The organism is Ruegeria intermedia, assembly GCF_900129345.1.
GTDB lineage: Bacteria > Pseudomonadota > Alphaproteobacteria > Rhodobacterales > Rhodobacteraceae > Ruegeria > Ruegeria intermedia.
In genome coordinates this window covers 25355-37196 of record NZ_FQVK01000029.1, presented here as the reverse complement: position 1 = coordinate 37196, position 11842 = coordinate 25355, and the positions used below count along the sequence as shown (strand labels likewise).

Annotated in this window: 9 protein-coding genes, 1 tRNA gene and 1 pseudogene; 7 read left to right on the top strand and 4 right to left on the bottom strand. The window is 63.5% G+C overall.

The window, feature by feature from the left end:
• Window positions 1-73: 73 nt before the first annotated feature.
• The 3 genes and pseudogenes from F3H26_RS20060 to F3H26_RS16925 form a co-directional block, all read right to left on the bottom strand.
• On the bottom strand, window positions 74-184 hold the full coding sequence (locus tag F3H26_RS20060) for a DUF6538 domain-containing protein (RefSeq protein WP_394349784.1): 111 nt from the start codon (window positions 182-184) through the stop codon (window positions 74-76).
• A 50-nt stretch (window positions 185-234) separates the two neighbouring features.
• Window positions 235-291 (bottom strand): annotated as a pseudogene (locus F3H26_RS20055) (hypothetical protein); the annotation flags it as partial.
• Between the two features lie 61 nt (window positions 292-352).
• A tRNA-Leu gene (locus F3H26_RS16925) sits at window positions 353-439 on the bottom strand.
• Window positions 440-650: 211 nt separating this feature from the next.
• Between F3H26_RS16925 and F3H26_RS16920 the strand changes: the two genes are divergently transcribed.
• On the top strand, window positions 651-1634 hold the full coding sequence (locus F3H26_RS16920; RefSeq protein ID WP_149777167.1) for a complex I NDUFA9 subunit family protein: 984 nt from the start codon (window positions 651-653) through the stop codon (window positions 1632-1634).
• Here F3H26_RS16920 and F3H26_RS16915 read toward each other — a convergent pair whose 3' ends face one another.
• Window positions 1635-2438 (bottom strand): undecaprenyl-diphosphate phosphatase, encoded by an 804-nt coding sequence (locus tag F3H26_RS16915; RefSeq protein ID WP_149777166.1) that lies wholly within the window; start codon window positions 2436-2438, stop codon window positions 1635-1637. It abuts the gene before it with no gap.
• A 230-nt stretch (window positions 2439-2668) separates the two neighbouring features.
• Here F3H26_RS16915 and F3H26_RS16910 point away from each other — a divergent pair, with 230 nt between their 5' ends.
• From F3H26_RS16910 to queG, 6 genes are all read left to right on the top strand, one after another.
• Window positions 2669-4102 (top strand): NAD(P)-dependent oxidoreductase, encoded by a 1434-nt coding sequence (locus F3H26_RS16910; protein WP_149777165.1) that lies wholly within the window; start codon window positions 2669-2671, stop codon window positions 4100-4102.
• Between the two features lie 29 nt (window positions 4103-4131).
• A complete protein-coding gene (locus tag F3H26_RS16905; protein ID WP_149777164.1) occupies window positions 4132-4569 on the top strand; it encodes a GFA family protein in 438 nt (145 codons plus the stop codon).
• A complete protein-coding gene (gene gltB / locus F3H26_RS16900; RefSeq protein ID WP_149777163.1) occupies window positions 4566-9098 on the top strand; it encodes a glutamate synthase large subunit in 4533 nt (1510 codons plus the stop codon). Before F3H26_RS16905 ends, gltB begins: the two co-directional genes overlap by 4 nt.
• A 161-nt stretch (window positions 9099-9259) precedes the next feature.
• Entirely contained in the window at window positions 9260-10000 is a 741-nt protein-coding gene (gene mtgA, locus F3H26_RS16895; protein WP_149777162.1) for a monofunctional biosynthetic peptidoglycan transglycosylase, read from the top strand.
• Window positions 10001-10058: 58 nt separating this feature from the next.
• The gene (gene fzlA / locus F3H26_RS16890) at window positions 10059-10724 is read left to right on the top strand and encodes an FtsZ-binding protein FzlA (protein ID WP_149777161.1); all 666 of its coding nucleotides are present in this window, start codon (window positions 10059-10061) and stop codon (window positions 10722-10724) included.
• 75 nt (window positions 10725-10799) lie between these two features.
• Complete coding sequence (gene queG, locus F3H26_RS16885; protein WP_149777160.1) at window positions 10800-11837, top strand: tRNA epoxyqueuosine(34) reductase QueG; 1038 nt, start codon at window positions 10800-10802, stop codon at window positions 11835-11837.
• Window positions 11838-11842 lie beyond the last annotated feature (5 nt).

Sequence of the window (11842 nt, the reverse complement as noted above, 5' to 3'; positions counted from 1 at the left end):
CAACCCGTCGCGACCAATCCCGGTCGCGGCATAACCGAGCGGGAAATCCACCTACAAAACGGCTCGAAACTGTTCAAACGAACCGAACCACCTCTAAATACCAGTGTTCATCGAGCCGTTGCGCCGCTCTGAGTGCGCGAGAGGTAGCGACAGATGCTGATCTCGTGCGAAGCGAGAATGAGATTTTTGCTGATGTGTAGTGTGATGCTGCAGGTCCTTGGGGACGCGTCTTACGAAGTAGTAGATGCCGTCTTTGACAAATGAGTGAGGTGCAGTTTTGTTCTCCGCCATGTTCTACGGTAGCTCCATCCTGAGATAAAGCTGAGGCAAAACACTAGTTTAGCGGATGCTATGGTGCCCAGGAGAGGACTCGAACCTCCACGTCCATACGGACACTAGCACCTGAAGCTAGCGCGTCTACCAATTCCGCCACCTGGGCAGGTGTCGTGAGGGGGCGTTTAAGCCTAGTCGCGGGGGGCGTCAACAGGATTCGAACAGATTTTTGAAAGTTTTTTTGCCGCCGCCGAAATCGGGTTGGGATCCAAGGGCCAATTGCGGGGTTTTCGTCGCTTGCGCGGCGTTATTGCGCCTTGTTTGCGGCGCTTGCGGACGGTAGATCACACCAAGACCCACACAGCAGGAGCCCTGTCATGTCCAAACTGGTCACGATTTTCGGTGGATCGGGATTCGTCGGTCGCTACGTCGCGCGGCGCATGGCGAATGAGGGGTGGCGCGTCCGCGTCGCGGTTCGGCGCCCGAACGAGGCCATCTTCGTCAAGACCTATGGCGTCGTGGGGCAGGTCGAGCCGATCCTGTGCAACATCCGCGATGACGCCTCGGTGGCAAATGCGATGCGAGGCGCGGATGCGGTGGTGAACTGCGTCGGTGTCCTGAACGAGCTGGGCAATAACGGTTTTGAGGCGGTGCAGGCCGAAGGGGCCGAGCGGATCGCGCGTCTGGCCGCGCAGCAGGGAATCAAACGGATGGTGCATATCTCGGCCATCGGCGCGGACCCCGAGTCCGACAGCGAATACGCGCGCACCAAGGCGCAGGGCGAGGCCGGCGTTCTGGCCCATATGCCCGAGGCCGTCATCCTGCGGCCGTCGGTGATCTTCGGGACCGAGGATCAGTTCTTCAACCGGTTCGCGGCAATGACCCGGATGTCGCCGTTTCTGCCGATCTTCGGTGCCGACACCCGGTTCCAGCCGGTCTATGTGGATGACGTGGCGCAGGCCGCGGTCAAGGGCGTGTTGGGGCAGGCCGAGCCGGGGATCTACGAGCTGGGCGGTCCCGAAGTCAAAACCTTCCGCGAGCTGATGCAGCAGATGCTTGGGGTGATCCACCGCCGCCGCATCATCATCGGCCTGCCGTTCTGGGTGGGCCGGATCATGGCCGGGGTTCTGGACATCGTGAAATTCGTCAGCTTCCAGCTGTTCCCGAACAACATCCTGACCCGCGACCAGTTGAAGAACCTGCGCCGCGACAACGTCGTGTCCGAGGGGGCGAAAGGTTTCGCCGATCTGGGGATCGAGCCGGCCACGCTCGAATCGGTGCTGCCGGAATACCTGTGGAAGTTTCGCCCGTCGGGACAGTACGACGAGATCAAGAATTCGGCCCGGAACCTGCGGGTCTGATCAGCCGTAGGCGATGCTCAGCAGAACCACGCCCAGGATCACGCGATAGATCACATAGGGCGTGAAGCTGACGCTGCGCAGCAGCCGCATCATCAGGCTCAGCGCCAGCAGGGCCGAGACAAAGGCGAACACGGCCGCGATGGCGCTGTCCTTGGCCAGTTGGGCATCGGCCTGCCCGATCACGTCCAGCGACAGCAGCGCGCCCGACGCCATGATCGTCGGAATCGACATCAGCATCGCGATGCGCGAGCCGGCCTCGCGGGTATAGCCCAGGTGCCGCGCGCCGGTGATGCATATCCCCGACCGCGACGTGCCGGGCACAAGCGCCAGAACCTGCCACAAGCCCAGGATCACCGCGTCGCGCAGGCCCCAGTCGCCGGTCTCTTTGGTCTGGGGGGCTTTCTGGTCCATCCAGTACAGCAGCAGCCCGAAACCCAGCATCGTCCACCCGATCACCGCCACGGACCGCATCGCGCTGCTGAGGCCGCTCAGGTGCAGGATCGCACCGACGATCACGGTCGGGATGGTGGCCACGATCAGGGCCAGGGCCAATCGTGATTGCGGGGTGTCGAACCGACCGCACAGCGCGCGGGGTAGGCCGGAAAGGGCCAGCCTCACGTCGCTCCGGAAATACAGAACCACCGCGCCCAGGGTGCCCACATGCACCGCCACGTCAATGGCCAGGCCCTGATCGTCCATCCCGGTGAGGCTGGGCAGCAAGATCAGGTGACCCGAGGACGAGATCGGCAGAAACTCGGTGATACCTTGGATGATCGCCACTAGAATCAGCTGAAAAAGACTCATCCGCACGCCTGCCCACTGTCACGTTTTCTTTGTCTGCAATGGGTGTATAACTGGCATGATGAAAAGGAAAGCGCTGATATAGGTCCGTATCGGACGTAAAAAGCAAGAAAATCTTGGCGCCCACGTCACGTTTTCAGAATTTTTTCCTATTTAGGTCAGTATGGCTGACTTTTCATTCGGAAAGCTGTCGCCTAAAGAAATCCGACCTAGCCAATTCATGGAGTCTGACCGTGGCCAAGCAACCGATGCTGAAATTCGTGCAGATCGATCGTGACATGCCTCCAAAGCGTGCCGCCGATGACCGCAAGGATGACTTCCACGAGATCTACGCCGAGTTCGCCGCGGAAAAGGCCGCCGAGCAAGCCAGCCGGTGCAGCCAGTGTGGTGTGCCGTACTGTCAGTCGCACTGCCCGTTGCACAACAACATCCCCGACTGGCTGCGCCTGACCGCAACGGGGCGGCTGGAAGAGGCCTATCGGACCAGCCAGGCCACCAACACCTTCCCCGAGATCTGCGGCCGCATCTGCCCGCAGGACCGCCTGTGCGAAGGCAATTGCGTCATCGAGCAGTCGGGCCATGGTACCGTGACCATCGGCGCGATCGAAAAATACATCACCGACACCGCGTGGGAGGAAGGCTGGGTCAAACCTGTCGCTCCAACCGCCGAGCGCCCCGAAAGCGTGGGCATCATCGGCGGCGGCCCCGGCGGCCTGGCGGCAGCGGACATGCTGCGCCGGGCCGGAATCCAGGTCACGGTCTATGACCGCTATGACCGCGCGGGCGGGTTGCTGATGTACGGCATTCCGGGCTTCAAGCTGGAAAAGGACGTGGTTCAACGCCGCAACGAGCTGTTGGCCGAGGGTGGCGTGACCTTCGAGTTGAACTGCAACGTGGATGCGGCAAAGTTCGCCGAGATCCGCGCCAAACATGACGCCGTGATCATTGCAACGGGCGTCTACAAGTCGCGGGATCTGTCCATGCCCGGCAGCGGACTGCCCGGCATCGAAAAGGCGATCGACTATCTGACCGCCTCGAACCGCAAAAGCTTTGGCGACACGGTGCCGGAATATGACAGCGGCCGCCTGAACGCCAAGGGCAAGAAGGTGGTCGTGATCGGTGGCGGCGATACCGCGATGGACTGTGTGCGGACAGCAATCCGCCAGGGCGCGACATCAGTCAAATGTCTGTATCGTCGCGACCGGGCGAACATGCCGGGTTCGCAGCGCGAAACCCAGAACGCCGAGGAAGAGGGCGTGATCTTCGAATGGCTCAGCGCGCCCAAGGGGTTCGTGGGCGACGAGCGGGTCACCGGCGTGATGGTGCAGAAGATGCGCCTGGGCCAACCCGACGCCACCGGCCGCCAGGCCCCCGAAGTGATCGAAGGCGCGGATTACGTCGAAGAGGCCGATCTGGTCATCAAGGCGCTGGGCTTCGAGCCCGAAGACCTGCCCACCCTGTTCGGCCAGCCCGACCTGCCCGTGACCCGCTGGGGCACCATCAAGGCCGCGTTCGAAACCGGCGAGACCGAGATGGACGGCGTCTATGCCATCGGTGACATCGTGCGCGGTGCCTCGCTGGTGGTCTGGGCGATCCGCGACGGCCGCGACTGCGCGCAGGCCATCATCGACCGGTTCAACGGCAAGGCCGCGCTTGCGGCCGAGTGATCCCGCAGCCCAGCGACAGGAGGGACAGGATGCCCGAATTGCAAGGCCAATGCATGTGCGGCGCGGTCACCGTGACCGCGACCCCCGCCCGCGACGCGCTGGGCGCCTGCCATTGCGACATGTGCCGCCGCTGGACCAGCAGCGCGCTGGTCACCTTTCCGGCCCAGCCGGGCTATGCGGCGCTGGGGCCGGTCAAGACCTTCACCTCGTCCGACTGGGCCGAACGCGCCTTCTGCGAAGAATGCGGCTCGGCCCTGTGGTACCGGATCACCCTGCCGGGCGAGATGCACGGCCAGACACAAATCGCGGCCGGCCTGTTCGACAACGCGGCCGGCAACACGCTCAAACTTGAACTTTACATCGACAAGAAGCCCGAGGGTTACGCGTTCGCAGGTGAACGCCGCCAGATGACCGAAGCCGAGGTCATGGCCATGTACCCCCCGTCGGAAGAAGGAGACAGCCAATGACGAAATATGATGCCGATTGGGTCCGGGCCGAGGAAGCCAAACGCAAGTGGATGGCCGAAAATGGGCTGTATTCCGAGCAGGAAGAGCATTCCTCGTGCGGGGTCGGCCTGGTGGTTTCGGTCGACGGCAAGAAAAGCCGCAAGGTGGTCGAGGCCGGGATCGACGCGCTCAAGGCGATCTGGCACCGCGGCGCGGTGGATGCCGACGGCAAGACCGGTGACGGCGCGGGCATCCATGTGCAGATTCCGGCCCCCTTCTTCTATGACCAGATCCGCCGCACCGGACACGAGCCCAAGATGGACGAGCTGATTGCCGTGGGGCAGGTGTTCCTGCCGCGCACCGATTTCGGCGCGCAGGAGCGCTGCCGGACCATCGTGGAAACCGAAGTCCTGCGGATGGGTTACTACATCTATGGCTGGCGCCATGTGCCGGTGGATGTCACCTGCCTGGGCGAAAAGGCCAACGCGACCCGGCCCGAGATCGAGCAGATCCTGATCTCGAATTCCAAGGGCGTTGACGAGGACACGTTCGAGCGCGAGCTGTACGTCATCCGCCGCCGGATCGAGAAAGCCGCCGCCGCCGCGGGGATTTCGGGGCTGTACCTGGCCTCGCTCAGCTGCCGGTCGATCATCTACAAGGGCATGATGCTGGCCGAGCAGGTCGCCGTGTTCTACCCCGACCTGATGGACGAGCGCTTTGAATCCGCCTTTGCGATCTATCACCAGCGCTATTCCACCAACACCTTCCCGCAATGGTGGCTGGCGCAGCCGTTCCGCATGCTGGCCCACAATGGCGAGATCAACACGCTGAAGGGCAACATCAACTGGATGAAAAGCCACGAGATCCGCATGGCCTCGGCGACCTTTGGCGACTATGCCGAAGACATCAAACCGATCATCGCCGGCGGATCGTCGGATTCGGCGGCGCTGGATTCGGTGTTCGAGGTTCTGGTGCGCGCGGGCCGCTCGGCCCCGATGGCCAAGACGATGCTGGTGCCGGAAAGCTGGTCGAAACAGGCGGTGGAACTGCCGCAGGCCTGGCGCGACATGTATTCCTACTGCAACTCGGTGATGGAGCCGTGGGACGGCCCCGCCGCGCTGGCCATGACCGACGGGCGCTGGGTGTGCGCCGGGCTGGACCGCAACGGCCTGCGCCCGATGCGCTATGTGGTCACCGGCGACGGGCTGGTGATCGCCGGGTCCGAGGCGGGCATGGTCCCGATCGACGAGGCCAGCGTTGTGGAAAAAGGCGCGCTGGGTCCGGGCCAGATGCTGGCCGTCGACATGAAGAAGGGCAAGCTGTACCGCGACAAGCAGATCAAGGACAAGCTGGCCGCGGCCCTGCCGTTCGGCGAATGGGTCAGCAAGATCAACGATCTGGACGAAAAGCTGGCGAAGGTCGCCGAAAAGCCGCTGTTCACCGGTGAAGAGCTGCGCAAGCGTCAGATCGCGGCGGGTTACACGGTCGAGGAACTGGAGCAGATCCTTGCACCGATGGCCGAGGACGGCAAAGAGGCGATCGCCTCGATGGGCGACGACACGCCTTCGGCGGTTCTGTCCAAACAGTACCGCCCGCTCAGCCATTTCTTCCGTCAGAATTTCAGCCAGGTGACCAACCCGCCCATCGACAGCCTGCGCGAATACCGGGTGATGTCGCTGAAGACGCGGTTCGGCAACCTCAAGAACGTGTTGGATGAGGACAGCAGCCAGACCGAGATCGTGGTGCTGGAAAGCCCCTTTGTCGGCAACGCCCAGTGGGAAGAACTGGTGGCGAATTTCGACGCGCCGCTGGCCGAGATCGACTGTACCTTCGAACCCGGCACCGGCGCGCTGAGCGCCGCGCTGGCGCGCATCCGCGCCGAGGCGGAGGAGGCCGTGCGTTCGGGCGCGGGGCATCTGGTGCTGACCGACCAGTATTCCGGCCCCGGCAAGGTGGCGATGCCGATGATCCTGGCCACCAGCGCGGTTCACTCGCACTTGATCCGTCAGGGCCTGCGGACCTTCTGTTCGTTGAACGTACGCTCGGCGGAATGCATCGACCCGCATTATTTCGCAGTACTGATCGGCTGTGGTGCGACCGTGGTCAACGCCTATCTGGCCGAGGATTCGCTGGCGGACCGGATCGAACGCGGCTTGCTCGAAGGCAGCCTGACCGAAAATGTCGCGCGTTACCGCGAGGCCATCGACCAGGGCCTGCTGAAGATCATGGCCAAGATGGGCATTTCGGTGATCTCGTCCTATCGCGGCGGTTTGAATTTCGAGGCCGTGGGCCTGAGCCGCGCCATGGTGGCCGAGTATTTCCCCGGCATGACCAGCCGGATTTCGGGCATCGGCGTCACCGGCATTCAGGCCAAGGCCGAGGAAATCCATGCCAAAGGCTGGGAGAGCGGCCTGGACGTTCTGCCCATCGGTGGGTTCTACAAGGCCCGCGCCACGGGCGAGACCCACGCCTGGCAGGCGACCACGATGCACATGATGCAGATGGCCTGCAACAAGGCGTCCTATGAGCTGTGGAAGCAGTATTCGGCCAAGATGCAGGCGAACCCGCCGATCCATCTGCGCGACCTGATGGATTTCAAACCGCTGGGCAAGCCGATCCCGATCGAGGAGGTCGAGTCGATCACCTCGATCCGCAAGCGCTTCGTCACGCCGGGCATGTCGCTGGGCGCGCTCAGCCCCGAGGCGCACAAGACGCTGAACGTGGCGATGAACCGGATCGGCGCGAAATCCGACAGCGGTGAGGGCGGCGAAGACCCGGCGCATTTCGTGCCCGAGCCGAATGGCGACAACCCCTCGGCCAAGATCAAGCAGGTGGCCTCGGGACGGTTCGGCGTGACAGCCGAATACCTCAACCACTGCGAAGAGCTGGAAATCAAGGTGGCTCAGGGTGCGAAACCGGGCGAGGGCGGCCAGCTGCCCGGCATGAAGGTTACAGACCTGATCGCGCGCCTGCGTCACTCGACCAAGGGCGTGACGCTGATCTCGCCGCCGCCGCATCACGACATCTATTCGATCGAGGATCTGGCGCAGCTGATCTATGACCTGAAACAGATCAACCCGCGCTGCAAGGTGACGGTGAAACTGGTGGCGTCCTCGGGCGTGGGCACGATCGCCGCCGGGGTGGCCAAGGCCAAGGCCGACATCATCCTGATCTCGGGCCACAATGGCGGCACCGGGGCATCGCCCGCGACCAGCATCAAATATGCCGGTCTGCCGTGGGAGATGGGCCTGACCGAGGCGCATCAGGTTCTGGCGATGAACAACCTGCGCGACCGGGTGACCCTGCGCACCGATGGCGGGTTGCGTACCGGGCGCGATATCGTCATGGCCGCGATGATGGGGGCCGAGGAATACGGCATCGGCACCGCCGCCCTGATCGCGATGGGCTGCATCATGGTGCGTCAGTGCCAGTCGAACACCTGCCCGGTGGGCGTCTGTACGCAAGACGAATCCCTGCGCGCCAAGTTCACCGGCAATGCCGACAAGGTGGTGAACCTGATCACCTTCTACGCGCAGGAAGTGCGCGAGATTCTGGCCAGCATCGGTGCGCGGTCGGTCGACGAAATCATCGGCCGGGCGGATCTGCTGGCGCAGGTCAGCCGCGGGTCGGCGCATCTGGACGATCTGGACCTGAATCCGCTTCTGATCACCGTCGATGGCGCGCAAAACATCGTCTATGACCGTGACAAGCCCCGCAACGAGGTGCCCGACACGCTGGATGCCGAAATCGTGCGCGACGCGGCGCGGTTCCTGAAGGATGGCGAGAAGATGCAGCTGTCTTATGCGGTGCAGAACACGCACCGGACGGTGGGCACCCGCGTGTCCAGCCACATCGTGCAGAATTTCGGAATGCGCAACACGTTCCAGCCGGACCATCTGCATGTGAAACTGCAGGGCTCGGCCGGTCAGTCGCTGGGCGCCTTCGCCGCGCTGGGGCTCAAGCTGGAAGTGTCGGGCGATGCCAACGACTATGTGGGCAAGGGCCTTTCGGGCGGCACCATCGTCGTGCGCCCGCCGCAGGTCAGCCCGCTGCAGGCCGATCAGAACACGATCATCGGCAACACGGTCCTGTACGGGGCCACCGACGGGTACCTGTTCGCGGCCGGCCGCGCGGGTGAGCGGTTCGCCGTGCGCAACTCGGGTGCCACCGTGGTAGTCGAGGGCTGCGGCTCGAACGGGTGCGAATATATGACCGGCGGGGTTGCGGTGATCCTGGGGGACATCGGTGCAAACTTTGGCGCGGGGATGACGGGCGGCATGGCCTATCTGTACGACCCCGAAGGCAAGGCGCAGCTGCTGATGAACATGGAAACCCTGGTGACCTGCCCGGTCACGGTCGAGCATTGGGAGGCGCAGCTGAAATCGCTGATCGAACGCCACGCCGCAGAGACCGGCAGCCGCAAGGCCGCCGACATCCTGCAGCACTGGGATGTGGAAAAGGCCAATTTCCTGCAGGTCTGCCCGAAGGAAATGTTGAACAAGCTGGCCTATCCGCTCAGCCACGAAGCGACGGCGGTTCCGGCCGAGTGACATATACTGCCAAGATCCCCCGCGCGCCAAGGGCGCGCGGGGAACACTGTTTCGGGAACAGTCGTTGGATCGATGCGCGCTGATCCATGCTGAGAATGGCGGGCCTGCGATCTACGGACAAAGCCTTTTCAATTGTTGCCCGCGCGGCGTATAGCTGGGGCATGGCGAAGAAAGCAGCCCGCAAGTCCAGCGGTAAAAAGAAACAGGCAAATCAGCCGAAAAAAACGCAGACGTTCCTGTCTCGAATCCGGCGATGGGTGATGCGCGGTGCAGTTGTGGTTGCCTGCGTATTTCTGGCGCTGGTGTTGATCTATTCGGTGGTGAACCCGCCGATCACCCACACGATCTGGTCGGAATGGCGCCGGCTGGGCAAGGTCGAGCGCGACTGGGTGCCGATCGAGGAAATTGCCCCGGTCATGGCCCGTGCGGTCGTGGCGGCCGAGGATGCCAATTTCTGCCGGCACTGGGGGTTCGACGTGAACGCCATCCGAGACGCGCTGGAGGATGGCGGCAACCGCGGCGCCTCGACCATCACGCAGCAGGTGGTGAAAAACGTGTTCCTGTGGCAGGGGCGCAGCTGGGTCCGCAAGGCGATGGAAACCGCTCTGACTCCGGTGGTCGAGATCTTCTGGAGCAAGAAACGGATCCTCGAGGTCTATCTGAACGTGGCCGAAACCGGCGAGGGGCTGTTCGGGGTCGAGGCTGCGGCGCGTCGCAATTTCGGCGTGAGTGCCGCCGAACTGAGCCCGGTGCAGGCCGCCCGCCTGGCCGCGATACTGCCCGCGCCGCGCGCGCGATCGGTGACGGACCCGTCGGTCTATACCCGCCGGCGGGCCGCCGCGATTCTGGATGGGGCGGCCACCATCCGCGCAGATGGCCGCGCCGATTGTTTCGAGGATTGAAACCCTTGCCGCTCAGCGGCTATTGCTGAGCGGTATTCACTGGATCGAATGGACTCTCATGGCGCGTTTGTTTCACGTTCCCCTTTCCCCGTTCTGCCGCAAGGTCCGTCTGTCGCTGGCCGAAAAGAAGATCGAGGTTGAGCTGGTCACCGAGAAATACTGGGAGAAGGACCCGGATTTCCTGCGCCGCAACCCGGCCGGGAAGGTTCCGGTTCTGCGGCTGGACGGGCGGATCATGACGGAAAGCAGCGCGATTTGTGAATATATCGAGGAGACCCGCCCGGAACCGGCCCTGATGCCCCGCAAACCCGAAGCCCGGTACGAGGTGCGCCGACTGGTCAGCTGGTTCGACGACAAGTTCCACCATGAGGTGACGTCGAAGCTGTTGTACGAGCGGGTGAACAAGAAAATGACCGGGCAGGGGTATCCGGACAGCCGGAACGTGAAGGAGGGCGCGCGGGCGATCAAGTTCCACCTGGACTACATGGCCTGGCTGCTGGATCAGCGGCGCTGGCTGGCGGGGGATCAGATGACATTGGCCGATTTTGCAGCCGCGGCGCATCTTTCGGCGCTGGACTATATTTCAGACGTGGACTGGAACCGCAGCCAGGTGGTCAAGGACTGGTACGCCAAGATCAAGTCGCGCCCGGCCTTCCGGTCGATTCTGGCGGATCAGGTGCCGGGCTTCCGCCCACCCGCCCATTACGCCGACCTGGATTTCTGATAGGTTGAGGCAGGGGGCTGTCTGCCCCCTCTTGGCCCGTTGGGCCAATTCACCCCCGAGGATATTTTGGGCCAGATGAACAGCGCGACGGCATTGAAGGACAGGTTGGTGGCGCAGGCCCGGGCCGAGGGGTTCGTGTCGTGCCGGATCTGTCGACCTTGGGACGTGCCGGAGGTGCCCGCGCGGTTGGAGACCTTTCTGGCGGCGGGTTATCACGGGCAGATGGATTGGATGGCCGAGCGGACCCATTGGCGGGGCGATCCGGCGGAGCTGTGGCCCGAGGCGCGCTCGGTCATCATGCTGGCCGAGAGTTACACGCCGGATCATGATCCGACCGAGGTTCTGGGGCGACCCGATCGCGGGGCGATCTCGGTCTATGCGCAGAACAGGGATTACCATGATCTGGTCAAGAAGCGGCTGAAGCGACTGGCCCGGTGGCTGATTGCCGAGGCGGGGGGCGAGGTGAAGGTGTTCGTCGATACCGCGCCGGTGCCGGAGAAGGCCTTGGGCCACGCAGCCGGGTTGGGCTGGCAGGGCAAACACACCAATCTGGTCAGCCGGGAGTGGGGCAATTGGGCCTTTTTAGGGTCTGTTTTTACCACTCTGGACCTGCCGACGGACCCGCCGGAAGTGGATCACTGCGGGTCGTGTCGGGCCTGTCTGGATGCCTGCCCCACGGATGCCTTCCCGGCGCCCTATCAGCTGGATGCGCGGCGCTGCATTTCTTATCTGACCATCGAGCACAAGGGGCCGGTGGATCAGGAGTTGCGGAGCAAGCTGGGCAACCGGATCTATGGCTGTGATGATTGCCTGGCCGCCTGCCCGTGGAACAAGTTCGCCGTGGCGGCCAGCGACATCCGCTATGCCGCGCGCCAAGACCTGATGGCGCCGCCGCTGGCGGAACTGGCCGGGTTGGACGATGCGGCGTTCCGGGCCAGATTCTCGGGGTCTCCGATCAAGCGGATCGGGCGCGACCGGTTCGTGCGCAACGTTCTGTATGCCATCGGCAATTCCGGGTCGGCGGCGTTGATTCCGGTCGCGCAGGCGCTGACCGAGGATCCCGACCCTACGGTGGCGGACGCGGCGCGCTGGGCGGTCGAACAACTGTCGTGAATGCC

Coding starts and splice junctions, on each gene's coding strand:
- F3H26_RS16920 (WP_149777167.1), top strand. CDS start 651: ATGTCCAAACTGGTCACGATTTTCGGTGGATCGGGATTCGTCGGTCGC.
- F3H26_RS16915 (WP_149777166.1), bottom strand. CDS start 2,438: ATGAGTCTTTTTCAGCTGATTCTAGTGGCGATCATCCAAGGTATCACC.
- F3H26_RS16905 (WP_149777164.1), top strand. CDS start 4,132: ATGCCCGAATTGCAAGGCCAATGCATGTGCGGCGCGGTCACCGTGACC.
- gltB (WP_149777163.1), top strand. CDS start 4,566: ATGACGAAATATGATGCCGATTGGGTCCGGGCCGAGGAAGCCAAACGC.
- mtgA (WP_149777162.1), top strand. CDS start 9,260: ATGGCGAAGAAAGCAGCCCGCAAGTCCAGCGGTAAAAAGAAACAGGCA.
- fzlA (WP_149777161.1), top strand. CDS start 10,059: ATGGCGCGTTTGTTTCACGTTCCCCTTTCCCCGTTCTGCCGCAAGGTC.
- queG (WP_149777160.1), top strand. CDS start 10,800: ATGAACAGCGCGACGGCATTGAAGGACAGGTTGGTGGCGCAGGCCCGG.